The sequence below is a fragment of the Ensifer sp. GW101-20A05 genome, from assembly GCF_059424735.1.
In genome coordinates this window covers 125,548-150,862 of the sequence record NZ_JBWKZT010000012.1, presented here as the reverse complement: position 1 = coordinate 150,862, position 25,315 = coordinate 125,548, and the positions used below count along the sequence as shown (strand labels likewise).

Below are 25,315 nucleotides of genomic sequence, written 5' to 3'. Positions count from 1 at the left end.
CGTCCGCGAAAGGAGACTCAGATCACGAGCAGATCAGACCTGCATGATTTCCTTTTCCTTCTCGGCGAGCAAGCGGTCGATCTCGGAAATCGTTTCATCGGTCATCTTTTGCACGCGCTCGGACTGAGAACGGCTGATATCCTGACCGATGTCGCCATCCTTTTCGGCTTTTTTCAGGTCATCCATGCCGTCGCGGCGCACGTGGCGCACGGCAACCTTGGCTTTTTCAGCGTAATCGTGGGCCACCTTGACCAACGACTTGCGGCGCTCTTCGTTGAGCTCGGGCAGCGGAATGCGCAGGTTCTGGCCGTCGATGATCGGGTTCAGGCCGAGGTTCGATTCGCGAATGCCACGATCGACGGCGCCAACCATCTGCTTGTCCCAGACCGAAACGGACAGCATGCGCGGCTCCGGAACGGTGATGTTGGCGACCTGGTTGAGGGGCACGCGCGAGCCGTAGGCTTCAACGGTCACCGGATCGAGAACGTTCGCCGACGCCCGGCCGGTACGAAGCGATGCGATATCGCTCTTGAATGCGGAAATGGCGCCATCCATGCGACGCTTCAGTTCCTTCAGTTCAACACCTTCACTCATGGTCAAAACTCCCGTTCTAACATTCGCCGGCCGCAGGGGGCCGCTTTGCAGCTCTTTAGTTGTCTGTGACGATGGTCGCGCGACCGCCGCCGGTCAAGATTTCCGCGAAGCCACCCTTTTCGTGGATCGAAAAGACAACGATCGGAATGGTATTTTCGCGTGCAAGCGCAACGGCGGCAACATCCATGACGGCCAGGCCCCTTTCAAGCACCTCGCTGTGGGTCAGGCGGTCGAAACGGGTCGCGGTCGGATCCTTCTTCGGATCGGCAGAATAGATACCATCGACCTGCGTGCCCTTGAAAATGGCCTGCGCACCCATTTCCGCCGCGCGGAGCGCTGCGGCCGAGTCCGTCGTAAAGAAGGGGTTGCCGGTGCCACCGGCGAAGATCACGACGCGGCCAAGCGAGAGATGATGAAGCGTTGCGCGCTGCGAGAAGCTTTCGCAGATTTCCGGCATCGCAATTGCCGAAAGCACGACCGTGTCGATGTCGAGCTTGCGCAGCGAGGTTGCGAGCGCCAGCGCGTTGATGACCGTTGCCAGCATGCCCATGTGGTCGCCGGTCACCCGGTCTCCGCCCTTGGAGGCCACCGCGACACCGCGGAAGATGTTGCCGCCGCCGACGACGACACCGACTTCGACGCCCATCGCGCGTGCTTCGGCGATGTCGGCGGCGATGCGGTCGGCGACCGCCACGTCGATACCGAAGCCCTGGCTACCCATCAGGGCTTCACCGGAGGCTTTAAGGAGAACACGTTTGTAGATTGGTTCGGCCGGCATCATCGCTCCTGATCAGATCGGTGCGCGTGCGCACGACGACGGCGCACAGCGCATAAGGACATATTGCGCTACCCGGTTTCAACCGCTGCGGAGTGATTTCCGGCGGGTCCGGCGCATTGACGAAGCCCGATACACGAAGGGCACCGCGTTGTCACGCGATGCCCCGAGGTTTTCCCAAGATGGGTGAAGAAATCAGCCCTTGGCGACGGCTGCAACTTCTGCGGCGAAGTCGGACTCTTCCTTCTCGACGCCTTCGCCGAGCAGCAGGCGAGCCATGCCGGTCACTTCGATCGGTGCGCCAGCGAGCTTTTCAGCGTCCTTGACGGCCTGACCGACGGTGATTTCCGGGTTCATGACGAAGGCCTGCGACAGCAGTGCGACTTCTTCAAAGAACTTGCGCATACGGCCTTCAACCATCTTCTCGATGATGTTGTCCGGCTTGCCCGAGGCGCGCGACTGTTCGATGAAGACGTTGCGTTCGCGCTCAGCAACAGCGGCGTCGACTTCTTCAGCGCGGATCGCCAGCGGGTTGGTCGCAGCGATGTGCATGGCAACCTGACGGCCGACCGAGAACAGCACTTCCTTGTCGCCGATCGACTTCAGCGCGACGAGAACGCCGAGCTTGCCGATGCCGTCGCCAGCAGCGTTGTGGATGTAGGTGGCGACAACGCCATCTTCGACCTGCAGCAGAGCTGCGCGACGCAGCGTCATGTTTTCGCCGATCGTGGCAATCGCGTCCTTGATCGTCTCGTCGACCGACTTGCCGGTCGCCGGGTAGGTTGCAGCCGCGATCGCATCGACGGAGCCGTCGGTGGTGAGCGCTACGTTGGCAACGCCGCGGACGAGTTCCTGGAAGGCTTCGTTGCGGGCAACGAAGTCGGTTTCGGAGTTGATTTCGACGACGACGGCCTTGACGCCGCCGCTGACGATGCCGACGAGGCCTTCGGCAGCCGTACGACCCGACTTCTTGTCGGCCTTCGCGATACCCTTGGCGCGCAGCCAGTCAATCGCTGCTTCCATGTCGCCGTTGGTTTCAGCAAGTGCCTTCTTGCAATCCATCATGCCTGCGCCGCTCTTTTCGCGCAGTTCCTTCACCATTGCTGCAGTCACAGTCATCTTTTTTGCCTCTTTGTCTGTTTGGCGGGCGTTGCCCGCGCGTGGCGCGATGCCAGGAGGTTTGGCAGGGAATGGCTTTTCAATGTGACACCATGATGAACGCGTCATCGTGGCCGCTGCTCGGATCCAACGACCCGAACGGATCGCGCCATCCCCGGCTGAAAAGAACAAGGCCGTTTAGACTTTCATCACAAACGGCCTTGTCCCGACATTTCATTGGGGGCGGCAGGGTTGGCTGCCGCCTGGGGCCGATCAGGCGTCGGAGGCCTCGTCGAGCGCCGGCTCGACCGGAACTTCGGCAGAGGCGCCGAGGTCACGGCCAGATGCGCCCTGCTGGCGCGCAATGCCGTCGATGGCTGCGCGGGCGATCAGGTCGCAGTAGAGAGCGATGGCGCGCGAAGCGTCGTCGTTGCCCGGGATCGGATAGTCGATCTGGTCCGGATCGCAGTTCGAGTCGATCACGGCAACAACCGGGATGCCGAGGCGCTTGGCTTCGTCGATCGCGATCGATTCCTTGTTGGTGTCGATGATGAACATCAGGTCCGGGGTGCCGCCCATATCGCGGATACCGCCGAGTGCACGGTTCAGCTTTTCGCGCTCGCGCTCGAGGTTCAGGCGTTCCTTCTTGGTGAAGCCAGAAGCTTCCGAAGAAAGGATTTCGTCGAGCTTGCGCAGGCGCTGGATCGAGTTCGAAATCGTCTTCCAGTTCGTCATCATGCCGCCGAGCCAGCGAGCGTTGACGTAGTACTGGGCCGAACGCTTGGCTGCGTCAGCGATGATTTCCGAAGCCTGGCGCTTGGTGCCGACGAACAGAACGCGGCCGCCGTTGGCAACGGTGTCGCTGACGATCTGCAGGGCGCGCGACAGCATCGGTACGGTCTGAGCGAGGTCGATGATGTGAACGTTGTTACGATCGCCGAAAATGTACGGCTTCATCTTCGGGTTCCAGCGGTGCGTCTGGTGACCGAAGTGAACGCCAGCTTCCAGAAGCTGACGCATGCTAAAATCAGGCAATGCCATGCCTTTTTCTCCTTTTCCGGTTGAACCTCCGCGAAGCGTCGAGCATGGTCTTTCGAACAGCCCACCGGCGGAACGATCCGGATTTCTCCCGGAACATCCCTTGCTTCACGTGTGGAATGGCAGCCCCTTAACCGCAACTGCCCGAGAAATCAAGACGCGAGTGCCGATTTTCGTCGCGATCGGCTATTTGCAGTCCTCGGATTTGAAGACTTCGAGATCGGCAAGCTTACCGCTGAGGACAAAATCGCCGTAGTCCATCGTCAGGTCCCGCGTGATTCCGTTTTCGTAGAGCTTGAACGACATGCGGTAGATTGGCAGCGCATCGCCGCTCTTGTCGTCGTTGAAATAGGAGATCGTCACCGGCCAATAGGCTTCGCTGCCGAACTTGCCAGCCTTGCCGGCATCCGGCTCATCAGCGGTGGGCTTGCGCGATTTACCGACAAAGGTCGAGGTGATCAGCGTCTTGTCGCCCGAATCGGAGCCGTCGAAGATGCGCGCCTCGAACAAGCCTTCCCCCTTCTTCGCCCGCGAGATCACTTCCATCATATGGGCGGTCGGGAAACGGCTGGCCGCAAGTTCCACTTCGCGCTTGTCGGGCGCGGTCAGCTCCACCTTGACACCGCTCTTTTCCTCATGCGCCGTTCCGCGCACTTCCTTGTCCAGCTTCTCGTCGGTGAAAGAGCGCGTCAAGAAGCGGAAATTGCCCGTCTTCAGATCCTCATAGGTGGTCGTCTGCTGATCCGTGAGGCGAACTTCCTCGCCGGTGTCGACCTGGGTGACGAAGCGGAAGCTGACCGTGTAGCCCTCGCAAGACGAACCATTGAATTCATAGACCATGCGACCATACATTCCGGCAATGCCCGAACGATCCGACGCATCCTTGAGCTCAAGATCATAGACGGCGCGATGCGGCACGAGGACATTCGCACTCGCCGCCGTAGCACCTGACGCCGTCACGACGGCGAAACAAACGCTGCCCAGAGTGACGAGACCGAAGCCTTTATGAAACATCCGTTTCCTCCTATTGGACTCGCCGGCAATGCTATAAACAAGCGTTCGGCAGAAGCGAGGCGGTGTTTGCAGGAAAATGCCGGCGCCCGCCGCGATCCGGCCTGAATGCAGGATTTTAACACAAAAGACAACAATGGAGCTTTCCATGTCCGCAGAGATCGAAACGCGCCTCAAGGACCTCGGCGTCACCCTTCCCCAGGCTGCGACCCCGGTCGCGAACTATGTGCCGTACGTGATCAGCGGCTCGATGCTCTACATCTCCGGACAGCTTCCGATGGAAGACGGCAAGGTCGCCGTGACAGGCATTGTCGGCAAGGATGTCGACGTCGCCCGCGCGCAACGCGCCGCCGAACTCTGCTCGATCAACATCCTCGCACAGGCAAAATCCGCGCTCGGCGGCGACCTCGGACGCATCCGTCGTCTGGTGAAGATCAACGGCTTCGTCGCCTCGACGCCGGAATTTGTCGAGCAGCACCTCGTCATCAACGGCGCCTCCAATCTGCTCGCCACCGTGCTCGGTGAAGCGGGCAAACACGCCCGCGCCGCCGTCGGCATGGCTTGCCTGCCCTTCAATGCCGCCGTCGAGATCGACGCCGTCATCGAGATCGCCTGATTAGGATGCCGACCATGGCTGATATTTCCTGGCTGAAGGCCCAACCGATCGCCCATCGCGGCTATCACGACATGAACAGAGACGTGTGGGAGAACACGCTTTCGGCTTTCTCCCGTGCCGTCGATGCCGGTTTCGCCATCGAGTGCGACCTGCAATACACCGCCGACAGCATCCCGGTCGTCTTCCATGATGACGACACCCAGCGTCTCTGCGGCATCAAGGGCGACGTGCGCGCGCGCACCGCCGGCGAGCTCGGCCTGATGGCGATCGGCGGAACGAAGGACCAGGTGCCGACGCTGACGCAGATGCTGCGCCTGGTCGCAGGCAAAGTACCGCTGGTCATCGAACTCAAGGGCCGCAAGGGCGACGACGAGGGCTTTGCCGCCGCTGTGCTGGAGACGCTCGAAGGCTACAAGGGACACGTCGCCCTGATGAGCTTCGATCACTGGCTGCTCAAGGACCTGAAGGCGCTCGACGCGCCCTACCCGCTCGGCCTCACTGCGGAAGGCGCCAATCCCGAGACGTTCTTCGTGCACGAGGAAGCCATGCAGCTCGGCCTCGACTTCATCTCCTACCATTACGGCCACCTGCCGAACTCGTTCATCACCAAGGAGCGGACGCTCGGTAAGACGATCATCACCTGGACCGTGCGCGACCGCCAGGCAGAGACCTACACCTTCGCTCACGCGGATCAGATGACCTTCGAGGGCTTCGACCCGCGGGAGGCCCTGGTTTCCTGATCTGATGTCAGACGCCGTCACCATCCGCATAGCCCAATCCTTCGCCGATGTGCCGGCAGCACGCTGGAACGTGCTTTCCGGTGCATCGAAGGTGCATCCCGGCGGCGTCTACAATCCCTTCCTCTCGCATGCCTATCTTTCGGCTCTTGAGGAATCCGGATCCGCAACTGCGAAAACAGGCTGGCTCGGCCAACACCTGCTTCTCGAAGGATCGGACGGCCATCTGCGCGGCGGTCTAGTCTGCTACTTGAAGAACCACAGCCAGGGCGAATATGTCTTCGACCATGGCTGGGCCGACGCTTTCGAGCGGGCCGGCGGGCGCTATTATCCGAAACTGCAAAGCTCCATTCCCTTCACGCCGGCCACCGGACCGAGACTGCTTACGGCGCCGGGTGAAAACCAGGGCGCAGTTCAGGATGCGCTTGCCGCAGGCATGAAGGAGCTCGCACGCAGACACGATGTCTCGTCGGCGCATGTCACCTTCGTGCCGGAAGCCGAAATGCCGGCGCTCGAGCGCGCCGCGTTCCTGCACCGCACCGACCAGCAGTTCCATTTCACCAACGAAGGCTACGGATCGCACGCCGATTTCCTGGAGACCTTGGCCTCGCGCAAGCGTAAGGCGCTCAAGAAGGAACGCAGGGCCGCGGTCGAAAACGGCATCTCGATCGACTGGCTGACCGGCAGCGACCTGACGGAAGCGATCTGGGACCAGTTCTTTGCCTTCTACATGGACACCGGCGGTCGCAAGTGGGGTCGTCCCTATCTGACGCGCGCCTTCTATTCGCTGATCGGCGAGCGCATGGCCGACGATATCCTGCTGGTGATGGCGCGCCGCAACGGCCGCTACATCGCCGGCGCGATCAACTTCATCGGCGGCGACGCGCTCTACGGCCGTCACTGGGGCTGCATCGAGGACCATCCGTTCCTGCATTTCGAGGTCTGCTATCACCAGGCGATCGATTTCGCGATCGCCAAGGGACTGAAGAGGGTCGAGGCCGGTGCCCAGGGTGAACACAAGCTCGCGCGCGGCTACATGCCCGTCACCACCCACTCCGCGCATTTCTTCATGCATTCAGGGCTCGCCCGCGCTGTCGCTGATTATCTCCAGCGCGAGCGTAGAGACGTGGAGGAAACGGGCGAGATTCTTGCAGAACACGGGCCTTTCCGCAAAGGTGAGCGGCAAGACGACTGAACGGCTTTCGGCCAAGGTCGGCCCGCGACAATTCACGAGGAAGAACAATGAGCTACGACGACAACAACATCTTCGCCAAGATCCTGCGCGGCGAAATTCCCTCGCACCGCGTCTACGAGGATGACGCGACGATCGCGTTCATGGATGTGATGCCGCAGGCCGAAGGCCACTTGCTCGTCGTACCGAAGGCACCCTCGCGCAACTTGCTCGATGCCGATGCAGCGACGCTGCCGGCGCTCATCGCTACCGTGCAGAAACTGGCGGTCGCGGCGAAAGAGGCCTTCGAGGCCGATGGCGTGACGGTCATGCAGTTCAACGAGACACCGGCCGGCCAATCGGTCTTCCACCTGCACTTCCATGTCATTCCGCGACGGGCCGGCGTGCCGCTGAAGCCGCATTCCGGTACGATCGAAGACGGCGCCGTGCTCGCGGCCAATGCCGAAAAGGTTCGGCAAGCGCTGTAGTCTCGCCTGCACTCGATAACCGACACTCCATGAACGGATTGAGCCGGCGCCCCGTCGGCTCTCGGCTCAGGCTTCGCCTAAAAACCCAGCCACCAGAGCCCCAATGCGAGCGCCGCGATGGCTGTCGCTATTCCGATCGCCGGCTTTCGTCCGAACAGAAAGAAAGCGACCGCCCCAAGTCCGACGGCCCCCACGCGCAGCCAGAGCGGGGATTGTTCGAGCACGCCTGTCGGATAAAGGATGAGCTTCGCGATGACCGCGGCGACCAGAGCGGTCGCGACCGCCCTCACCCAGTTCAGTGCCTCGGAATCGTCCCGCAGCTTGTTGCCGGCAACGACGCCGAGCCAGCGCCAGATGTCGGTCGCGAGCCAGCCGGCAATCGCGATGAAGGCATAGGCCCACCAACCATCCTGCCACGTCATACGCCCACCTCCTTGCGCTGGCGCCAGAGGCGCTCGACCAGCCAGGCGAGCGTGCCGCCGACTAGACCGGCGAGCAGGATGTCGAATTCCGGAAACAGCCAATAGAACAGCGGCCCGCCGACAAGTCCGAAGAGCAGCGCCACGTAGACGACGGGGTGGCGTGCCGAATGCCAGATCGACGCGAGGAAATAGACAGGTGTCAGGAAGAACAGGCAGCCCGCAACGATCGGCGGGAAGTCCGCGACGAAATGGTAGACGACGGCAACCAGCAGCATGTTCGCCGCAACGAGCGTGATGCCGAAGCCGGCAAAGAAGGCGACCCGCCGTTCACGCGGCACCTGCGGCACCTTCTCCATTGCGAACACCCAGGCGGTGATCGCGACGAAGTGCGAAAGGAAGAGCAGCAGCCAGGTCGGCGTTCGCGATGTGCGCAGTTCCGGGACGAGCGCCGCAACCATCGGCATCAGCCGGACGGAAGACAGCGAAACCGCGAGGAAAGCGGCCGCCAAGTTCGCGCCGCTCATCATCGAACTGACAAGAATGACCTTGGCCGGGAGCGCCCAGACCATGCCGACCATGAAGACGACCTGCTGCACTGGGATTCCAGCTTGCGCCGTCAGCGAACAGAAGCCGACGAAGGACAGCATCAGGATGAAGGCCGGCAGGCTGAAGATGCCGCGCATACCTCTCCCGAACCAGGCGAGCGATGATTGCTCGTCTTCTTCCCTATCCATTGGCAATTCCGGATTGTCTTTGATTTTCGATCACAATGATCTTGGGTCGAATCGACCCAAGATCATTGTGATCGAATATAAGTTATTGGAGCGGGATGCGGGCGAAAAACCGCGCACACTTTTCCTCATCCCGCTCTCAAGAAAACGGTGCCGGATGGTTTGCATCCGGCACCGTCGAACATTTCTTGCGAGGGCCTATTTCTTGCGTGGCACCTTCGGCACCGTGCGGCCCTTTCTCGGAGCCGCGTCGCCGGCCCCGGCTTCGCCATCGGACGATGCCTTGGCGGCTGCCTTCTTCGGCTTGGACTTCGGTGCGGGCTCGGCACCCACTTCTTCCTTGTCCTCGGCCTTCTTCTGCTTTGCCGCCTTCATCGCCGGGCGGGAAACCTCGGCCTTCGGCTTGATCGGCGTCGTTTCCGGAACCGCATCGAGCAGCAAGCCCTTGGTGCCATCGGCCTTGGTACCGATCGTCACCTTGACGACGCCGCCCTTCTTCAGCTTGCCGAAGAGGATCTCATCGGCGAGCGGCTTCTTGATGTTTTCCTGGATGACGCGGGCGAGCGGCCGGGCACCCATCTTCTCGTCATAGCCCTTCTCGGCGAGCCAGGCGATTGCCTCCGGCGCGAGGTCGAAGGTGACGTTGCGCTCGGCGAGCTGCGTTTCCAGCTGCATGACGAACTTCTGTACGACCTGGTGGATGACCGGGGTCGGCAGCGAAGCGAAGGGAATGACCGCGTCCAGACGGTTGCGGAATTCCGGCGTGAACAGGCGGTTCAGCGCCTCTTCGTCTTCACCCGTACGCTTGGAAGAACCGAAGCCGATGGCGGCCCGGGCCATTTCCGATGCGCCGGCATTGGTGGTCATGATCAGGATGACGTTGCGGAAGTCGATCTTCTTGCCGTTGTGATCCGTCAGCGAGCCATGATCCATGACCTGCAACAGGATGTTGAACAGGTCCGGATGCGCCTTCTCGATCTCGTCGAGCAGCAGCACGCAATGCGGATGCTGGTCGACGCCATCGGTCAGCAGGCCGCCCTGGTCGAAGCCGACATAGCCGGGAGGTGCACCGAGCAGACGCGAAACCGTGTGCCGCTCCATGTATTCCGACATGTCGAAGCGCAGAAGCTCGACGCCGAGCGACGTCGCAAGCTGCTTGGCGACTTCCGTCTTGCCGACGCCGGTCGGGCCGGAGAAGACATAGCAGCCGATCGGCTTGTTCGGTTCCCGCAGGCCGGCACGCGCCAGCTTGATCGAAGACGCGAGCGCTTCGATCGCCAGGTCCTGGCCATAGACGACCGAGCGCAGTTCCTTTTCGAGGTTGGCGAGAACGGCCTCATCATCCTTCGAAACGGTCTTGGGCGGGATGCGCGCCATCGTCGCGATCGTCGCCTCGATCTCCTTTTCGGTGATCAGCTTGCGGCGCTTGCTTGCCGGCAGCAGCATCTGCGCAGCACCGGATTCGTCGATCACGTCGATCGCCTTGTCAGGCAGCTTGCGGTCGTTGATGTAACGGGCGGAAAGTTCAACCGCGGCCTTGATCGCCTCGTTCGAGTATTTCAGGTGGTGATATTCCTCGAAGTAAGGCTTCAGACCCTTCATGATCTCGATCGCGTCGGCGATCGTCGGCTCGTTCACGTCGATCTTCTGGAAGCGGCGAACCAGCGCCCGGTCCTTCTCGAAGAACTGGCGGTATTCCTTGTAGGTGGTCGAACCGATGCAGCGGATCGCGCCGGAGGAGAGCGCCGGCTTCAGGAGATTGGACGCATCCATGGCGCCACCGGAGGTGGCCCCAGCGCCGATGACGGTGTGGATCTCGTCAATGAAGAGCACGGCACCCGGATAGTCCTCAAGCTCCTTGACGACCTGCTTCAGGCGCTCTTCGAAATCGCCGCGATAGCGCGTGCCGGCGAGCAAGGTGCCCATATCCAGCGAGAAGATCGTCGCATCCTGTAGCGCTTCCGGTACCTTCTTTTCAATGATGCGCTTGGCAAGGCCTTCGGCGATCGCCGTCTTGCCGACGCCGGGGTCGCCGACATAGAGCGGATTGTTCTTCGAGCGGCGGCACAGCACCTGGATGGTGCGGTTCACCTCGGCGTGACGCCCGATCAACGGGTCGATCTTGCCGGACTTCGCCTTTTCATTGAGGTTGACGCAATAGGCCGTAAGCGCGTCCTGCTGCTTCTTGGCGCCAGTTTCCTCGGTGTCGCGCGAAGGCTTCTGCTCGGATTCGTGATCGTCGGCGCCGCGCACCGGCCGGGATTCGGAGGTGCCGGGCCGCTTGCCGATGCCGTGTGAAATGAAGTTGACGGCGTCGTAACGCGTCATCTCCTGCTCCTGCAGGAAATAGGCGGCATGGCTTTCGCGCTCGGCGAAGATGGCAACCAGCACGTTGGCGCCGGTGACTTCTTCACGGCCGGACGATTGGACATGGATGACCGCGCGCTGGATGACACGCTGGAAACCCGCCGTCGGCTTGGAATCTTCGTCGTAGCCGGTCACGAGATTGGAAAGCTCGTTGTCGACATAATCCGTCACGGTCTTGCGCAGCGTCTCGAGATTGACGTTGCAGGCGCCCATCACGGCCGCCGCGTCGGCATCATCGATCAATGCCAGAAGCAGATGCTCGAGCGTGGCGTATTCATGGTGGCGCTCGTTGGCAAAAGTCAGTGCCTGGTGTAGCGCCTTTTCGAGACTGGGCGAAAATGTTGGCACGTTAGTTCCTCATTTCTTTTCCATGACGCATTGCAACGGATGCTGATGCTGCCGGGCAAAATCCATCACCTGCGTCACCTTGGTTTCGGCGACCTCATAGGTGAAGACGCCGCACTCTCCCACGCCATGATTGTGGACATGAAGCATGATGCGGGTCGCCTCTTCCGGGTTCTTCTGAAAGAAGCGCTCCAGGATATGGATGACAAATTCCATCGGCGTGTAATCGTCATTCAAAAGCAGAACACGATACAAACTCGGCTTTTTGGTCTTCGGCTTGGTACGCGTGATGACGGACGTGCTGCGGTTGTTGCCGTTTCCCTCGTCATCGCTACCTTGCTGCATCCGGACCGGCATGGCGATCATTCTTGTCAGTTCCTTGTACAGCAGCGACCCCACTGAACTTGGCCGCAGCGTGCTTGCCCTTTATCTAATGGTTCGTTTTCAGATTTTAAGACCGAACCAACGCACTGCAATCATAATCGCACGACCGCGCGTAAGATTGATCAACTTTCTTCGGGCTGCGCACAGCTAATGCGAGAAACAAAAAGGCCGGTCGCAAGCGCTGCGACCGGCCTTTTTTTGGAATGTGGTTCTTTGCCTGGCGATCAGGCGGCGGCAGCGGCGGCCTTGACTGCTGCCGTTGCCTTGGCAACCGGCGCTTCGTAGGGCTTGTAAGCGTCCTTGGCGAGATCAGCGTACATTTCGCCGATCTTCGTTGCCTCGGCGACGAAGCCTTCGTAGCTCGCCTTGATGAAATTGGTCTGCAGTTCGAAAACAGCTTCGACACTCTTGGTGCTCGACAGCTTCTCGACGTGCGCAACGCCATCTTCAAAGGACTTCTTGGAGTAGTCCGCAGCTTCAGTCGCGATAGCCTGGAGACCCTTGGTCCAAGCGGAATAGCTCTTTACAGCCACGTCAATGGCTTCTTTGCTCTTCTTGTTTGCATCGTCGAAGTTGAACATCGGGTGTCTCCTTAGTGACGGCCTGATCTGGAGGCTTCAGTTTATGTGCACTGCACAAAAAGTCAAGACGAGTGTGCGACGCAATAAAATACAACGGATGCAACAACTTGATGAAGAAATGCGCTCCCGCGAAAAAAAATTCTTACGATCGCGGTGAAGAACCAAGATGAGCGACGCGAGCAATTGCTCAGCGCGATGCATAAATCCCCATTAAAACAATAAACCCCGAAAATCTCAGGGGATTTTCGGGGTTTATTGTTTTCGGACGTCCTCGTCAGACTTAGAGGTCGATGTCGAGGATTGCCATGGAGAAATTGTAGGAAAGCTCGCCATCTTCCTCATCGCGGAAAACGACACCGAGGAACTCGTCACCGAGATAGACTTCAGCGGACTCGTCCTTCTTCGGGCGCGCCTTGACGACCATCTGCTGATTGAAGGTGCGCTTGAAATAGGCTTCAAGCTTGCGGATTTCTTCGGGCTTCAAAACACGTCTCCGTAGCCGTTTATCTGTGCGGCGCTTCTCGCACGCTGCATCGCCGGGTGTAAACCCCTCGAAAGAGGCTTACGCACCGGTTCCCGTATGTTCAGATATCGAAGCTGCTCAGGATCTGGTCCATCTGACGCGATGGCTCGGAGCAACCGGCCTCGCCCACCACCTTCGCCGGCACGCCTGCGACCGTCGTTTTCGGCGGCACCGGCTTCAACACGACCGAGCCGGCGGCGATGCGCGAGCAATGGCCGATATGGATATTGCCAAGGATCTTGGCGCCGGCGCCGATCAGGACGCCATCAGCGATCTTCGGATGACGGTCGCTGCCCTCCTTGCCCGTGCCACCGAGCGTCACGCCGTGCAGGATGGAGACATTGTCTCCGATCACCGCCGTCTCGCCGACGACAAGACCGGTGGCGTGATCAAGGAAGATGCCGCGCCCGATGCGGGCAGCGGGATTGATGTCCGTCTGGAAGACGCTCGACGCGCGGCTCTGCAGATAGAACGCGAAATCCTTGCGGCCGCGCTTCAGCAGCCAATGGGCCAGGCGGTGCGTCTGGATAGCATGGAAGCCCTTGAAATAGAGTACCGGCTCGATGAAACGGGTGCAGGCGGGATCGCGGTCATAGACGGCCTGGATGTCGACACGCAGAATGGTGCCCCATTCCGGCCAATCCTCCATCATCTCCGAGAAGGTCTGTCGCAAGAGGTTTGCCTGAAGATCGGGATGATCGAGCCTTTCGCAGATGCGATAGATCACGCTTTCTTCGAGCGAGTGCTGATTGACCACCGTCGAATAGAGGAAGGCCGCAAGCATCGGGTCCTGCTCGGCTGCCACGCGGGCTTCCTCACGCAGGCTGTTCCAGATCGGGTCCATCACCTTCAAAGCTTCCGTCTGGCGAAGTTCGGTCTTGGCGACCATCGTCGCTCTCCTTCCTGTCCGTCCTACAGTCACTATAGGGGAAATCCGGCATGACTTAAATGGCCCGGCCTCAGTTCCACCCTCGGTCGAGCAGCTCAGAAGCGGGCAAGCGTGCGGTGCTTCCCCCGTTCCGTCGCGGTCGGCAGTCTAGGCGCGTCCCACTTCCTCGAGGAACTCGAGCACGGCCTTCTTGAAAACCCGGTCACCCACGGCGAGCATATGATCCCTGCCCGGAATATCAAGCGCACGCGCGTTGGGCATCAACTCCGCCAGCTCCTGCGGTGAGCCGGCAATGTCGTCCTTGGTCCCGACACCGATCAGGGTCGGCACGTCGATGCGCCCCATGTCCTCGGCCGTCAGCAGGTCGCGAGACGTCGAGATGCAGGCCGCAAGCGCCTGCCTGTCGCTTTTGGTCTGGTCGGCAAAGGCGCGGAACATGCGGCCGCGTGCATGGGTCACGACATCTAGACACGGCGCCGACAAGGCATCGGCAATCGGGTCCCAATCCCCTACCCCCGTCACCATGCCGATGCCGAGCCCGCCAAAGACCAGCGAGCGGACGCGGTGGGGATGGGCGAGTGCCATGAAGGCCGAGATGCGTGCGCCCATCGAGTAGCCCATCACATGCGCTTCGGCGATGCCGAGATGACCCAAAAGCGCTACGGCGTCGCCCGCCATCTGCTGCGGATGATAAAGCGCTGGATCGTAGGGTTTACTGCTCTTGCCATGCCCGCGGTTGTCGAGCGCGATCACACGGTAGCCGGCGTCGCCCAGCGTCTTCAGCCACCCCGGGAAAACCCAGTTGACGTTGGCGCTCGATGCAAAACCATGAATGAGGAGAATGGGCGCGCCGGCTGGATCACCTTCGTCGAAGAAGGCGATCTCCAGGCCTTCATGGGTAAAGCGGGAAAACGGCGGCGGATTGAGATCCATCTTTATCATCCTGGGAGGTATCGATCCGGCGCAACCTAGATCGTCGCTCTGGCGAGTGAAACCCCGCCCCGGCAAAAACCACAGCTGCGGCGTGTTTGCCGCTACACTTTTGCAGCAAAGCTCACTATGGTGCCGCCAACTTTAGAGACTTGCATTCATCGGAGCATGACATGGCCGGCCACAGCATCCCGCACTTCCAGAACGACGGCGGACATCAGGCAATCGAAATCGGCGTCAAGGAATTCATGTGCATCGGCGCGTCCATTCCGTACGATCACCCGCACATCTTCATCGATATGGGCGACGACAACGAGAAGGTCTGCTCCTACTGCTCCACGCTCTATCGCTACAATCCGAAGCTGAAGGCGACGGAAACCAACCCGCCCGGCTGCCTCTTCGCCCACAAAGCCGCCTGATAAGCCACGATGTCGCGCCCTGTCGCGATCATCGGCGCCGGTATCGGCGGACTCACGGCCGCCTTGTGCCTCGCCCGCCGAGGCTTCGAAGTCGACATCATCGAACGGGCAACGGCGCTGACCGAGGTCGGCGCCGGCCTGCAATTGTCGCCGAACGCCTCACGCATCCTCATAGAGCTCGGCCTGCTTGCGGAACTCGAAGCCTACTGGACCGAGCCCGAGCGCATCGGCCTGGTTGACGGCGTATCCTTAAACCCTCTTGCCAGCGTATCGGCCGGCGCTTTCGCGCGTCGCCGCTGGCACGCGCCGTATGCCGTCATGCACCGCGCGAGCCTGCAGAAAGTCCTGCTTGCCGCCGTGGAGGCAGAACCGCGCTGCCGCCTGCAACTCGGCTGCCATATCGACAACCCTGATGAGCAGACCATCATAACACTGACGGGGCGCCGCCCGGACATCATCGTCGGCGCCGACGGCATCTGGTCGCGGTTGCGCAACGGCGTCCCCGGGGCCGGTCGTGTACGGTTTTCAGGCAACGTCGCCTGGCGCATGACGCTCGCCCGCGACACGGCCGCCGGCCTTCTCAAGCCGAACCAGGTCACGGCGTTCCTCGGCCCTCGCGCCCATCTCGTCGCCTACCCGTTGCGGGAAGTCGACGGTTTCAATCTCGTCGCGATCATCGAGGGAAAGGAGACCGACGCCGTCTGGGTCGGCAAGGATTCGGACAAGCGCCGCCAGGACTGCCTGAATGCTTTCTCCGGCTGGAACGCGGGCATCCGCTCGCTGCTCGAGAAGGCTGCCGCCCCCACCTACTGGCCATTGTGCACAGTCGACGACGGGGCCTGGCAAGACGGGCGAAAGACCGTACTGATCGGCGATGCGGCCCATGCGATGACGCCCTTCGCCGCGCAGGGCGCGGCCATGGCGATTGAGGACGCCTTCGAGCTTTCCGACTGCCTGGCCACCGGCATCGATATCCCGAAGGCGCTGGCTGCATTCGAAGCGAGGCGTCGACCACGCATCGCGCGGGTCCGGCGCCGCGCGGCGTTCAATCATTTTGCCTACCACGCCCGTGGGCCGCTGCGCCTCGGCCGCGACATCGTCCTGAAACTCAAGGGACCGGATGCGCTCGCTGCCGACCTTGATTGGCTCTACGGCTACAGCGCCCAGCGCTGACTGCGGACAGGCGACTGGGCAACACGCAGATTCCATAGTCGGTGGTGACGAGGCGCCGCGAATGAACGAGGCGCCTCAGGCCATCAAACGGCGTTGGCCGCGGCCAATCCGGCTTCGATGTCGCGACGGATATCCGGCACGTCCTCAAGCCCGATCTGCAGGCGGATCACCGGACCTTCTGTCGGCGCCAGCGCCACCTTGCGGTCCGACAGGCTGACATGGAGTGCCAAGCTCTCGAAGCCGCCCCAGGAATAACCGAGCCCGAACAGTTTCAGCGCGTCGAGGAAGGCGTGCGCCTTGGCCTTGAACCGATCGGCGCTTTCCGCTTTTAGGACGAAGGAGAAGATGCCGCTTGCGCCGGCGAAATCGCGTTTCCAGAGTTCGTGTCCCGGGAAGCTTGGCAGTGCCGGATGCAGGACACGGGCGACCTCATCCCGCCCTTCCAGCCACTGGGCCAGGGCAAGTGCGCTCTCCTGGTGCCGCTCGAGGCGAATGCCCATCGTCCTCAGGCCACGCAGGATCTGGTAGCTGTCGTCGGGCGAAACGCAGACACCGAGGGTCACCATCGCCTCGGTCAAGGCCGGCCAGTGGGCGGCGTTCGCCGACACCGTACCCAGGAGAACATCCGAATGACCGGACGGATACTTGGTGGACGCATGGATCGACACATCGACGCCGTGATCGAGCGGCCTGAAGTAAACCGGCGTCGCCCAGGTGTTGTCCATGGTGACGACGCAGCCGTGGCGATGAGCAACGTCGGCGATGGCACGGATATCCTGCATTTCGAACGTATTCGAACCCGGCGCTTCGGTATGCACCAGGCGCGTGTTCGGGCGGATCAGGTTTTCGATTCCGGCACCAATCATCGGATCGTAGTATTCGACGGTGACGCCAAGACGCTTCAGCATCGTGTCGCAGAAGTGGCGCGTTGGGAAATAGACCGAATCGACGATCAGCGCGTGATCGCCCGCCGAGAGATAGGTAAGGAACGGCACCGTTACGGCAGCCAGACCGGAGGGTACAAGAATCGTCCCGGCGGAACCTTCAAGTTCGTTGATCGCGTCGCAAAGCGCATCCGTGGTCGGCGTTCCACGCGTCCCGTAGGTGTACTTCTGCGCGCGCATTTCCATCGACTTCGCATTCGGAAACAGCACCGTGGAGGCATGCACCACCGGTGGGTTGACGAAGCCGAAATAGTCGGAGGGATTGTTGCCGCTATGAGCGAGACGGGTGTTGATGCCCGCCTTGCCATTCACATTGCCGCTGTCTGCCATTGCATGTTCCGCTTCTGATTTCGAAAGAGAAACTCTTCGAATGAGCCACAACCGCGGTCAAGTGGCAAAAATCATGGAGCGTCGTTTTGGCCGTCATCGGCCGGCATTTGGCGATTTTTCGCCCAGGGCCCGCCCATTGCCCCCAAAAACTGCCTAACTTTCTGGCTTGTTTCGGGTTTTTCACATGCAAAACCAGAAAATCGGCGGCCTCTCTTGACCCTCATGGAATTTGAGCATGAGATAGCCTGTACTCGCGCCAGGAGGGTGGCGGAGGCTGCACGCGCCAGGAGAGGCGCTGGTGCAGACGGGAACTAACGACAACAGAAAAAGGTTCTAAAAATGGCAAAAAGAATTCTGACAGCTCTCGTTGGCGCCGCTGTCATGGGGATTGGCACACAGGCGGCTTCGGGCGCTACCCTTGATGACGTGAAGGCCAAGGGCTTTGTCCAGTGCGGCGTGAACACCGGTCTCGCCGGCTTTGCTGCCCCGGATGCCTCGGGCAATTGGAGCGGTTTCGACGTCGACTACTGCAAGGCAATCGCCGCCGCGATCTTCGCGGATGCCAGCAAGGTAAAGTACACACCCACTTCGGCCAAGGAACGCTTCCCGGCGCTGCAGTCCGGCGAGGTCGATGTCCTTGCGCGTAACACCACCTGGACGATCAACCGCGACACCGCGCTCGGCTTCAACTTCCGCCCGGTCAACTACTATGACGGCCAGGGCTTCATGGTTCGCAAGAGCCTGAACGTAAAATCGGCCCTCGAGCTTTCGGGCGCAGCCGTCTGCGTGCAGACGGGCACCACCACCGAGCTCAATCTTGCCGACTACTTCAAGTCGAACAACCTGCAGTACAATCCGGTCGTCTTCGAAAAGCTCGAAGAAGTGAACGCCGCCTATGACGCCGGTCGTTGCGACGTCTACACGACCGACCAGTCGGGCCTTTATTCGCTGCGCCTGACGCTTTCCAAGCCGGACGATCACATGATCCTGCCGGAAATCATCTCGAAGGAACCCCTCGGCCCGGCCGTGCGCCAGGGTGACGACCAGTGGTTCGATATCGTCAGCTGGGTTCACTATGCGCTGATCCAGGCCGAAGATTTCGGCATCACCCAGGCCAACGTCGAAGAAATGAAGAAGTCCGCCAACCCGGACGTTCAGCGCTTCCTCGGCGTCGAAGCTGACAGCAAGATCGGCACCGACCTTGGCCTGACCAACGAATGGGCCGTGAACATCATCAAGGCCGTCGGCAACTACGGCGAAGTCTTTGACCGTAACATCGGCGCTGGCAGCCCGCTCAAGATCGAGCGCGGCCTCAACGCCCTGTGGAACAAGGGCGGCATCCAGTACGCCCCGCCGGTCCGCTAAGCGATTATCCAAGACTGGGGAAGCGGGTCACCGCTTCCCCATCCAACGATAAAAACACCCAAAGGGTGACAAAGGGGAAAGAGGCATTGCATGGCGATTGGCGTCACAACTACGCCTGAAAAAAGCAAACCGTCGGGGTCGATCATCTACGACCCGCAAGTGCGCGGGATCTTCTATCAGGTACTCACCCTCGTCGTTCTCGCGGCCTTCGTCTATTGGATCGCCGACAATACGATCGAGAACCTCAAACGAGCGAATATTGCTTCCGGTTACGGCTTCCTGAATGGGCGCGCCGGTTTCGACGTCGGACAGTCTTTGATCGCCTTTACCAGCGATTCGACCTATCAGCGCGCGCTTGTCGTTGGTCTGCTCAACACGCTGCTGGTCGCTGTCTGCGGTATTTTCACCGCCACCATCATCGGCTTTGCGGTCGGCATCGGACGGCTGTCGCACAACTGGCTAATTGCCAAGCTGTCGCTCGCCTATGTCGAGATCTTCCGCAACATCCCGCCGCTGCTCGTCATCTTCTTCTGGTACAGCGGCGTTCTGGCGATCCTGCCGCAGCCACGTGAATCTGCGGCACTGCCGCTCAACATGTTCCTCAACAACCGCGGTCTCGCCTTTCCCAAACCGATCTTTGAAGACGGCTCGATGTACACGGTTCTTGCCTTCTTCATCGCGATCGTCGCCAGCTTCTTCGTGGCGCGGTATGCGCGCAAGAAGCAGGAAGCCACCGGACAGCGCTTCCCGGTTCTTTGGACGGCTCTCGGCCTGATCATCGGCTTGCCACTCTTGACGTTCCTCGCCACGGGATCGCCGATCACCTTCGACGTTCCCGTTGCCGGCAAGTTCAACCTCACCGGCGGCTCGGTCATCGGGCCGGAATTCTTGTCGCTGTTCCTGGCGCTCTCGTTCTATACCGCGGCCTTCATCGCCGAGATCGTGCGCGCCGGTATTCGCGGTGTTTCCAAGGGGCAGACGGAGGCCGCGCACGCGCTCGGCATTCGCCCGGGTCTGACGACGCGCCTCGTGGTTGTTCCCCAGGCGCTGAGGATCATCATTCCGCCGCTCACCAGCCAGTATCTGAACCTGACCAAGAACTCCTCGCTCGCCGTCGCCATCGGCTACGCCGATCTCGTGGCCGTCGGCGGCACGATCCTCAACCAGACGGGGCAGTCGATCGAGATCGTTACGATCTGGATCGTCGTCTACCTGTCGCTGAGCCTCGCGACGTCGCTATTCATGAACTGGTTCAATGCCCGAATGGCCCTGGTGGAGAGATAAGACCATGACCACACCCCAGGCAAATTTCGTCCGCGCCTCGATGATCGAGGCTTCCGCACCGCCGATCGCAGAAGGCGGCGTCGTCCACTGGCTGCGCGAGAACCTTTTCGCCACGCCGAAGGATACGGTGCTTACCATCATCGGCGCACTTGCGCTCGCGTGGTTCCTGCCGCCGGCAATCCAATGGCTGTTCCTTGACGCCGCCTGGACCGGTGGAGGCCGTGGCGTCTGCGCCACGGTTGCACAGGGCGGTAGCCAGCCGGAAGGCTGGAGCGGCGCGTGCTGGGCCTTCGTCAACGCGAAGCTCGACCAGTTCGTCTACGGCCGCTATCCGCTCGATGAACGCTGGAGACCGACGCTGGTCGGCATCCTCTTCATCCTTTTCCTCGTGCCGATGGCGATACCGAAGGTCCCTTACAAGGGCATCAACGCCATCCTGCTTTTCGCCGTTCTGCCGCTCATCTCCTTGATCCTGCTTCCGGGCGGTTGGTTTGGGCTGACTTTCGTCGAGACGCCGCTTTGGGGCGGCCTGATGGTGACGCTCATTCTCTCTTTCGTCGGCATCGCCGTGTCATTGCCGCTCGGCATCCTGCTAGCACTTGGCCGGCGATCACACATGCCCGTGATCAAGATGCTCTGCACCGCTTTCATCGAGCTGGTGCGCGGCATTCCGCTGATCACCGTGCTGTTCATGGCGAGCGTCATGCTGCCCCTGTTCCTGCCGCAGGGCGTCACCTTCGACAAATTCCTGCGCGCACTGATCGGCGTGTCGTTCTTTGCCTCGGCCTACATGGCCGAAGTGGTGCGCGGCGGTCTGCAGGCCATTCCGAAGGGGCAGTATGAAGGCGCAGATTCGCTCGGCCTCAGCTTCTGGCAGAAGATGAACCTCATCGTGCTGCCGCAGGCGCTGAAGCTTGTGATTCCCGGCATCGTCAACACCTTCATCGGTCTCTTCAAGGATACGTCGCTGGTGTCGATTATCGGCATGTTCGACCTGCTCGGCATCGTTCGCTTCAACTTCACCGACGCCAACTGGGCCTCTTCGGTCACGCCGATCTCGGGCCTTATTTTCGCTGGCTTCATATTCTGGCTTTTCTGCTTCAGTATGTCGCGCTATTCAGGCTTCATGGAACGCGTTCTCGACACGGCCCATAAACGATAAAATGAGGGGAGGATCGCATGGCAAACGCAGCCACTGCTTCCAAAATGACTGTTTCCGCAACGGATGTCGCGGTTGAAATCACTGGAATGAACAAGTGGTACGGGGACTTCCACGTCCTTCGTGACATCAACCTGAAGGTTATGAAAGGCGAGCGCATCGTCATTGCCGGCCCGTCGGGCTCCGGCAAGTCGACGATGATCCGCTGCATCAATCGCCTCGAAGAGCACCAGAAGGGCAAGATCGTCGTTGACGGCATCGAGCTGACCAACGACCTCAAGAAGATCGACGAAGTGCGCCGCGAAGTCGGCATGGTGTTCCAGCACTTCAACCTCTTCCCGCACCTGACGATCCTCGAAAACTGCACGCTTGCGCCGATCTGGGTGCGCAAGATGCCGAAGAAGCAGGCGGAAGAAATCGCGATGCACTTCCTGAAGCGCGTCAAGATTCCCGAACAGGCGAACAAATATCCGGGCCAGCTCTCCGGCGGTCAGCAGCAGCGCGTGGCGATCGCCCGCTCGCTGTGCATGAATCCGAAGATAATGCTGTTCGACGAGCCGACTTCGGCGCTCGACCCGGAAATGATCAAGGAAGTGCTCGACACGATGGTCGGCCTCGCCGAGGAAGGCATGACCATGCTCTGCGTGACCCACGAAATGGGCTTTGCCCGCCAGGTCGCCAACCGCGTGATTTTCATGGACCAGGGCCAGATCGTCGAGCAGAACTCGCCGGCCGAGTTCTTCGACAATCCGCAGCACGAGCGCACCAAGCTCTTCCTCAGCCAGATCCTGCACTAGGATCGGCAGACGCCTTCACAAGGAAGCCCGTCTCATCGAGGCGGGCTTTTTCTATTCGGATTGCTCGGTCCTATTCAACGCGATAGCGCAAAGTGCCGACGGACCAGTGAATACCGCGGCGGTCGAGGTCGCCAGTCCAGGTCTTCTGCAATCGTGCAACGACTTCGCTTAAGGTTTCCCGCGCGTCCAGCTCGATCTTCAACCCGCGCGCTTTCGGAGCGACGTCAGCCAGATCGATGGCATCGCTGACCACGAGTGCAACGAAGGCACTCTCGCCCTCGCCAGACGCTTCGAAATCGAAGCCATAATAGTCGTCCGGTAATGTCAGCGGCACGTCTGGCGCAAGTGGCGTGATCTTTTGTGCGAACTCGTTCGGGAAGATCTGTGTGGCCTTGCCCTGGCTGTTCACGTCGAAGAGCAGCAGGTCGCCGCCGGTTTGGCTGGTGACTGTCACCTTGAAAACGTCGCCGGCCTTCATGGTCGTGGGTCGATCTATGGCGAGTTTCACTTCGCCGGTCTCGGTCTTGCCGATGATGTCACCGACCGCGTTGACCGCATCGGAGTCCTGATAGGTCGTCGGCGTCGCACTTGGAGCGCTTGATTGCTGGTAAGTCCCCTGCCCGTTGCCACCCGCACCGAGCTTTTCAGGGGCGATTGCACTATCGCCAAGCGTCTGCGCCTTGCTTTCCAATTGCGGGTCGAGATTGCCGCATTTTTCCTGCGAGGAGCAGTAAGCGGTCGACTGCGCCTTTGCGAATTCGAGCAGTTCGGCGTTGCTCGTCAAGCCGTTGCCGTTGGCGTCCGCCGCATTGCCGGTCTGGCCAGCGACGAAAGCCGCGGTGAACACGCCGTGCCGATCCTCGACGGGAAGCCGCACATCGTCCCAGGCCACCTGGTATGGAGCAGCCGCGCTCCAGGCGGTCACGCCCGATTCCACCAGCTTCGGCTTATCGACAACGGCAAGATCGATCCTGAGACCGCGGGTCAAGGCCTGCTCAACCGGCTTGGCATGCGGGCGCGGCAGGAAACGAGCGCCCTCGATGCCCGACGAGACGTCGTCGGAAAGCGTACGAGAGATCGTGCCTGAATGGCAGGCGTCGATCACCATCGTCACCGCCCGCCCCTGCAGCCGCTCCAGGATCCGGTCGATCTCATCGTCGAGGATCGCGCCTTGCCAGTCCGTTTCACCGGAGACGATATCGACGGGCGCCAGCGCCTCGTCCAGTCCATCCTGCTCGTCGCCATCTGCATCCGTCACCTGAAGGCCGTGGCCGGAAAAATAGATGTAGACGCGATCGCCAAACCCTGTTGCATCGACAAGCCACGTGTTCATGGCCGAGAGTATTTCTGCTCGCGTCGCCTGCTCGTCCTTCAAAATGCGGATCGAGGACGGATCGAAACCAAGTTTTCCCGTCAGCAGGCCCTGCATTGCCACGAGATCGTTCTTCGGACCTTTGAGCGCGAATATTGGCGACAGGTTCGGGTAGCTGCCGACACCGATGAACAAGACCCGGTCGCCGGCCACGGCCGGAGCGGCAAGCAAGGCGAGCCATGCCACCACAGAAAGCGCCGCGGTACACCACGACTTGCCACGCGCGCTCATTGGCCCCGGTCCCTCGTGTAAAGCGGTTGGATGGCGATGGTGCTTTCGCTGTCCTCCAACCGTGTTTCAAGGAGGCGCAGAAGCGCTGCGGCATCGAGCTTCGAGTTGGAGAAGGCCGCCGCAATGGCGTCGATCGGCGCATTGGTCGAGATGGCGACCAAGTGATCCGCGCCGAAGGGTTTCACCACCTCCAGGCCCTGAAGCTGAAACGCGTGGCTGCCACTGCCCGCAATCTGCGCGTCGAGAAGCTGTGCTTCGCCGGTATTCGCCAGATTGAAAACCAGCATGTTGGCGTAGTCGCCCTGCGCCGCCTTGAAATTCAGCCTGTCACCTGCCGCGTAGATGTCCTTCAACGGCGTGAGCGAAACGCTGCCGGGGCTCTGCGTCGCCAGGACCTTCAGGAAATCGACCAGGATAAACTTGTCGACGGCGCCCTGGAGCATGTCCGGCGCGATATGTTCGCCGGCGACATCGCCGTTCGGCGTGTAGAACACCCCGGTGGCAGCATCCCAGCGGTAGGGCACACCATTGCCGCCGAGATTGTTGAGCGGCGGCGCCGTACCGGTGACGCTGAGCGCCAGTTTCCCCGTCCAGCCCATTTCACGCGGCGACTTCAATTTCGTTCCGGCGTCGCCTGTCGCGCCCGCGCCGATGGTCGCGCTTCGCGGCAGGGACAGGACAATCTCCTTGTCGGAGCGCGGCACTTGCGGCGTGAAGTTCGGCACCTGCAGCGCTTCCGACTGAAGCTTGACGTTGGAGAAGACATAATCCTCAAGCTCGATGCGCGAGATCCGGCCATCGCCGTCGCGATCCGCAGCCCCCTCGATGGCGCGGGCAAAGCTCCAGCTCAGGGCCCCGCGCGGCTCGCCGCCGATCACCACTTCCGGCGTCGGCTGGCTTTCGAGCGACGCGGCCAGGATCGTCACGCGAGACAGATCCGCTTCCTTCACCTTCGCGCCCCTGAGCGCCTCTTCGGACGGCGGCGGCACCTTCGCACGCACGATCGGTGCAAGCCGCGTTTTACCGGAAATGGAACGGTTCATGCCGCCGGAAAAGCAACTGTCGGAAAGGAACAGAACCTGAATACCTTTGGCCTCCGCTTCCGCGAACCAGGCGTTCAGCTCGTTGTCGACAATGATCTCCTTGCTGGTTTCTTCCGCGCGGCTCCTGTCGAAGCCGGGTAGTTCCAGGAACTCGTCCAGACCGTCTTCTTCGCTGCCCGCAATCAGTTCCGGCATCTGCGCGCCGTGCCCGGCATAGGTGAAGACGATCGTATCGCCGCGGGCTGCGCCGGCGACCAGTTCGGTCCAGGCGGAGCGGATGGCGTCCTTCGTCGCCTGCTCATTGATGAACTGCCGTATCGTGTCGACATTGGCCGCCTTTAGCGCCTGCGTGACATCGCGTGCGTCCTTCACTGCGCCGTCGAGGCTCACTTCATGCGGATAGGCATCCACCCCGACGACCAGCGCCGACGTGGCCGCGAGGACGGGGGGCACGGGCAGGACGAACAGGACCGTCGAAAGCAGGATTCTGTGCAACAC

General features: G+C 61.0%; 26 protein-coding genes. 10 read left to right on the top strand and 16 right to left on the bottom strand.

The features are described 5' to 3' along the window. Positions 1 to 33: 33 nt before the first annotated feature. From frr to AC070A_RS25535, 5 genes are all read right to left on the bottom strand, one after another. A complete protein-coding gene (gene frr / locus AC070A_RS25555) occupies positions 34 to 594 on the bottom strand; it encodes a ribosome recycling factor (RefSeq protein ID WP_057255760.1) in 561 nt (186 codons plus the stop codon). A 55-nt stretch (positions 595 to 649) separates the two neighbouring features. Next, complete coding sequence (gene pyrH / locus AC070A_RS25550; protein WP_057256069.1) at positions 650 to 1,372, bottom strand: UMP kinase; 723 nt, start codon at positions 1,370 to 1,372, stop codon at positions 650 to 652. A 192-nt stretch (positions 1,373 to 1,564) separates the two neighbouring features. Beyond that, positions 1,565 to 2,488 carry a translation elongation factor Ts gene (tsf, locus tag AC070A_RS25545; RefSeq protein ID WP_057255757.1) on the bottom strand — a complete coding sequence of 308 codons (924 nt, stop codon included), beginning with the start codon at positions 2,486 to 2,488 and terminating at the stop codon, positions 1,565 to 1,567. A 252-nt stretch (positions 2,489 to 2,740) separates the two neighbouring features. Next, the gene (gene rpsB, locus AC070A_RS25540; RefSeq protein ID WP_057255755.1) at positions 2,741 to 3,508 is read right to left on the bottom strand and encodes a 30S ribosomal protein S2; all 768 of its coding nucleotides are present in this window, start codon (positions 3,506 to 3,508) and stop codon (positions 2,741 to 2,743) included. A 183-nt stretch (positions 3,509 to 3,691) separates the two neighbouring features. Beyond that, positions 3,692 to 4,519: a cell envelope integrity EipB family protein gene (locus AC070A_RS25535; RefSeq protein ID WP_057255753.1), complete on the bottom strand. Its 828-nt coding sequence runs from the start codon at positions 4,517 to 4,519 to the stop codon at positions 3,692 to 3,694. Positions 4,520 to 4,664: 145 nt separating this feature from the next. Between AC070A_RS25535 and AC070A_RS25530 the strand changes: the two genes are divergently transcribed. The 4 genes from AC070A_RS25530 to AC070A_RS25515 are packed head-to-tail and all read left to right on the top strand — an operon-like array spanning position 4,665 to position 7,528. Further along, positions 4,665 to 5,132, top strand: coding sequence for a RidA family protein (locus AC070A_RS25530; RefSeq protein ID WP_113736738.1), 468 nt, complete (start codon positions 4,665 to 4,667; stop codon positions 5,130 to 5,132). A 14-nt stretch (positions 5,133 to 5,146) separates the two neighbouring features. Beyond that, positions 5,147 to 5,872 (top strand): glycerophosphodiester phosphodiesterase, encoded by a 726-nt coding sequence (locus AC070A_RS25525; RefSeq protein WP_113736737.1) that lies wholly within the window; start codon positions 5,147 to 5,149, stop codon positions 5,870 to 5,872. A gap of 4 nt (positions 5,873 to 5,876) precedes the next feature. Continuing rightward, complete coding sequence (locus AC070A_RS25520; protein ID WP_113736729.1) at positions 5,877 to 7,064, top strand: GNAT family N-acetyltransferase; 1,188 nt, start codon at positions 5,877 to 5,879, stop codon at positions 7,062 to 7,064. Positions 7,065 to 7,111: 47 nt separating this feature from the next. Further along, positions 7,112 to 7,528, top strand: coding sequence for an HIT family protein (locus AC070A_RS25515; RefSeq protein WP_057255748.1), 417 nt, complete (start codon positions 7,112 to 7,114; stop codon positions 7,526 to 7,528). Positions 7,529 to 7,605: 77 nt separating this feature from the next. Here the strand turns inward: AC070A_RS25515 and AC070A_RS25510 are convergent, their stop codons facing one another. The 8 genes from AC070A_RS25510 to AC070A_RS25475 all read right to left on the bottom strand — a co-directional run bounded on the left by AC070A_RS25510 (position 7,606) and on the right by AC070A_RS25475 (position 14,703). Then, positions 7,606 to 7,950: an AzlD domain-containing protein gene (locus AC070A_RS25510; RefSeq protein WP_057255746.1), complete on the bottom strand. Its 345-nt coding sequence runs from the start codon at positions 7,948 to 7,950 to the stop codon at positions 7,606 to 7,608. Then, positions 7,947 to 8,684 carry an AzlC family ABC transporter permease gene (locus AC070A_RS25505; RefSeq protein WP_112995902.1) on the bottom strand — a complete coding sequence of 246 codons (738 nt, stop codon included), beginning with the start codon at positions 8,682 to 8,684 and terminating at the stop codon, positions 7,947 to 7,949. The genes AC070A_RS25510 and AC070A_RS25505 overlap by 4 nt, the downstream gene beginning before the upstream one ends. Before the next feature lie 195 nt (positions 8,685 to 8,879). Continuing rightward, positions 8,880 to 11,396, bottom strand: a complete 2,517-nt coding sequence (clpA, locus tag AC070A_RS25500) for an ATP-dependent Clp protease ATP-binding subunit ClpA (protein WP_110878336.1) — start codon at positions 11,394 to 11,396, stop codon at positions 8,880 to 8,882. A gap of 9 nt (positions 11,397 to 11,405) precedes the next feature. Next, positions 11,406 to 11,759: an ATP-dependent Clp protease adapter ClpS gene (gene clpS / locus AC070A_RS25495; RefSeq protein WP_043622145.1), complete on the bottom strand. Its 354-nt coding sequence runs from the start codon at positions 11,757 to 11,759 to the stop codon at positions 11,406 to 11,408. Between the two features lie 242 nt (positions 11,760 to 12,001). After that, positions 12,002 to 12,358: a phasin family protein gene (locus tag AC070A_RS25490; protein WP_057255742.1), complete on the bottom strand. Its 357-nt coding sequence runs from the start codon at positions 12,356 to 12,358 to the stop codon at positions 12,002 to 12,004. A gap of 280 nt (positions 12,359 to 12,638) precedes the next feature. After that, entirely contained in the window at positions 12,639 to 12,842 is a 204-nt protein-coding gene (locus AC070A_RS25485) for a DUF3126 family protein (RefSeq protein ID WP_034796738.1), read from the bottom strand. Between the two features lie 100 nt (positions 12,843 to 12,942). Further along, positions 12,943 to 13,770: a serine O-acetyltransferase gene (gene cysE, locus AC070A_RS25480; RefSeq protein ID WP_058320598.1), complete on the bottom strand. Its 828-nt coding sequence runs from the start codon at positions 13,768 to 13,770 to the stop codon at positions 12,943 to 12,945. 147 nt (positions 13,771 to 13,917) lie between these two features. After that, positions 13,918 to 14,703, bottom strand: coding sequence for an alpha/beta fold hydrolase (locus tag AC070A_RS25475; protein WP_113736728.1), 786 nt, complete (start codon positions 14,701 to 14,703; stop codon positions 13,918 to 13,920). Between the two features lie 170 nt (positions 14,704 to 14,873). Between AC070A_RS25475 and AC070A_RS25470 the strand changes: the two genes are divergently transcribed. Together AC070A_RS25470 and AC070A_RS25465 are read left to right on the top strand one after the other, a co-directional pair. Then, on the top strand, positions 14,874 to 15,119 hold the full coding sequence (locus AC070A_RS25470; protein ID WP_113736727.1) for a zinc-finger domain-containing protein: 246 nt from the start codon (positions 14,874 to 14,876) through the stop codon (positions 15,117 to 15,119). Between the two features lie 9 nt (positions 15,120 to 15,128). After that, on the top strand, positions 15,129 to 16,292 hold the full coding sequence (locus AC070A_RS25465) for an FAD-dependent monooxygenase (RefSeq protein ID WP_113736726.1): 1,164 nt from the start codon (positions 15,129 to 15,131) through the stop codon (positions 16,290 to 16,292). An 83-nt stretch (positions 16,293 to 16,375) separates the two neighbouring features. On the opposite strand, the gene AC070A_RS25460 is transcribed toward AC070A_RS25465, so the two are convergent. Beyond that, positions 16,376 to 17,566 carry a cystathionine beta-lyase gene (locus AC070A_RS25460; RefSeq protein ID WP_093232402.1) on the bottom strand — a complete coding sequence of 397 codons (1,191 nt, stop codon included), beginning with the start codon at positions 17,564 to 17,566 and terminating at the stop codon, positions 16,376 to 16,378. Between the two features lie 339 nt (positions 17,567 to 17,905). Between AC070A_RS25460 and AC070A_RS25455 the strand changes: the two genes are divergently transcribed. The 4 genes from AC070A_RS25455 (at position 17,906) to AC070A_RS25440 (ending at position 22,171) form a co-directional block, all read left to right on the top strand. Continuing rightward, positions 17,906 to 18,931 (top strand): amino acid ABC transporter substrate-binding protein, encoded by a 1,026-nt coding sequence (locus AC070A_RS25455; protein WP_058320595.1) that lies wholly within the window; start codon positions 17,906 to 17,908, stop codon positions 18,929 to 18,931. Between the two features lie 90 nt (positions 18,932 to 19,021). Next, on the top strand, positions 19,022 to 20,215 hold the full coding sequence (locus AC070A_RS25450) for an amino acid ABC transporter permease (protein ID WP_057255722.1): 1,194 nt from the start codon (positions 19,022 to 19,024) through the stop codon (positions 20,213 to 20,215). Between the two features lie 4 nt (positions 20,216 to 20,219). Beyond that, entirely contained in the window at positions 20,220 to 21,377 is a 1,158-nt protein-coding gene (locus tag AC070A_RS25445) for an amino acid ABC transporter permease (RefSeq protein ID WP_057255720.1), read from the top strand. 17 nt (positions 21,378 to 21,394) lie between these two features. After that, positions 21,395 to 22,171, top strand: a complete 777-nt coding sequence (locus AC070A_RS25440) for an amino acid ABC transporter ATP-binding protein (protein WP_057255718.1) — start codon at positions 21,395 to 21,397, stop codon at positions 22,169 to 22,171. A gap of 70 nt (positions 22,172 to 22,241) precedes the next feature. Here AC070A_RS25440 and AC070A_RS25435 read toward each other — a convergent pair whose 3' ends face one another. Beyond that, positions 22,242 to 23,774 carry a caspase family protein gene (locus AC070A_RS25435; protein WP_113736725.1) on the bottom strand — a complete coding sequence of 511 codons (1,533 nt, stop codon included), beginning with the start codon at positions 23,772 to 23,774 and terminating at the stop codon, positions 22,242 to 22,244. Then, positions 23,771 to 25,315: a caspase family protein gene (locus AC070A_RS25430; RefSeq protein ID WP_113736724.1), complete on the bottom strand. Its 1,545-nt coding sequence runs from the start codon at positions 25,313 to 25,315 to the stop codon at positions 23,771 to 23,773. The genes AC070A_RS25435 and AC070A_RS25430 overlap by 4 nt, the downstream gene beginning before the upstream one ends.

Coding starts and splice junctions, on each gene's coding strand:
- AC070A_RS25525 (WP_113736737.1), top strand. CDS start 5,147: ATGGCTGATATTTCCTGGCTGAAGGCCCAACCGATCGCCCATCGCGGC.
- AC070A_RS25510 (WP_057255746.1), bottom strand. CDS start 7,950: ATGACGTGGCAGGATGGTTGGTGGGCCTATGCCTTCATCGCGATTGCC.
- AC070A_RS25515 (WP_057255748.1), top strand. CDS start 7,112: ATGAGCTACGACGACAACAACATCTTCGCCAAGATCCTGCGCGGCGAA.
- AC070A_RS25465 (WP_113736726.1), top strand. CDS start 15,129: ATGTCGCGCCCTGTCGCGATCATCGGCGCCGGTATCGGCGGACTCACG.
- rpsB (WP_057255755.1), bottom strand. CDS start 3,508: ATGGCATTGCCTGATTTTAGCATGCGTCAGCTTCTGGAAGCTGGCGTT.
- pyrH (WP_057256069.1), bottom strand. CDS start 1,372: ATGCCGGCCGAACCAATCTACAAACGTGTTCTCCTTAAAGCCTCCGGT.
- AC070A_RS25440 (WP_057255718.1), top strand. CDS start 21,395: ATGGCAAACGCAGCCACTGCTTCCAAAATGACTGTTTCCGCAACGGAT.
- clpS (WP_043622145.1), bottom strand. CDS start 11,759: ATGATCGCCATGCCGGTCCGGATGCAGCAAGGTAGCGATGACGAGGGA.
- AC070A_RS25460 (WP_093232402.1), bottom strand. CDS start 17,566: ATGGCAGACAGCGGCAATGTGAATGGCAAGGCGGGCATCAACACCCGT.
- AC070A_RS25445 (WP_057255720.1), top strand. CDS start 20,220: ATGACCACACCCCAGGCAAATTTCGTCCGCGCCTCGATGATCGAGGCT.
- AC070A_RS25435 (WP_113736725.1), bottom strand. CDS start 23,774: ATGAGCGCGCGTGGCAAGTCGTGGTGTACCGCGGCGCTTTCTGTGGTG.
- frr (WP_057255760.1), bottom strand. CDS start 594: ATGAGTGAAGGTGTTGAACTGAAGGAACTGAAGCGTCGCATGGATGGC.
- AC070A_RS25450 (WP_057255722.1), top strand. CDS start 19,022: ATGGCGATTGGCGTCACAACTACGCCTGAAAAAAGCAAACCGTCGGGG.
- AC070A_RS25535 (WP_057255753.1), bottom strand. CDS start 4,519: ATGTTTCATAAAGGCTTCGGTCTCGTCACTCTGGGCAGCGTTTGTTTC.
- AC070A_RS25505 (WP_112995902.1), bottom strand. CDS start 8,684: ATGGATAGGGAAGAAGACGAGCAATCATCGCTCGCCTGGTTCGGGAGA.
- cysE (WP_058320598.1), bottom strand. CDS start 13,770: ATGGTCGCCAAGACCGAACTTCGCCAGACGGAAGCTTTGAAGGTGATG.
- AC070A_RS25520 (WP_113736729.1), top strand. CDS start 5,877: ATGTCAGACGCCGTCACCATCCGCATAGCCCAATCCTTCGCCGATGTG.
- AC070A_RS25490 (WP_057255742.1), bottom strand. CDS start 12,358: ATGTTCAACTTCGACGATGCAAACAAGAAGAGCAAAGAAGCCATTGAC.
- AC070A_RS25455 (WP_058320595.1), top strand. CDS start 17,906: ATGGCAAAAAGAATTCTGACAGCTCTCGTTGGCGCCGCTGTCATGGGG.
- AC070A_RS25530 (WP_113736738.1), top strand. CDS start 4,665: ATGTCCGCAGAGATCGAAACGCGCCTCAAGGACCTCGGCGTCACCCTT.
- tsf (WP_057255757.1), bottom strand. CDS start 2,488: ATGACTGTGACTGCAGCAATGGTGAAGGAACTGCGCGAAAAGAGCGGC.
- AC070A_RS25475 (WP_113736728.1), bottom strand. CDS start 14,703: ATGGATCTCAATCCGCCGCCGTTTTCCCGCTTTACCCATGAAGGCCTG.
- AC070A_RS25470 (WP_113736727.1), top strand. CDS start 14,874: ATGGCCGGCCACAGCATCCCGCACTTCCAGAACGACGGCGGACATCAG.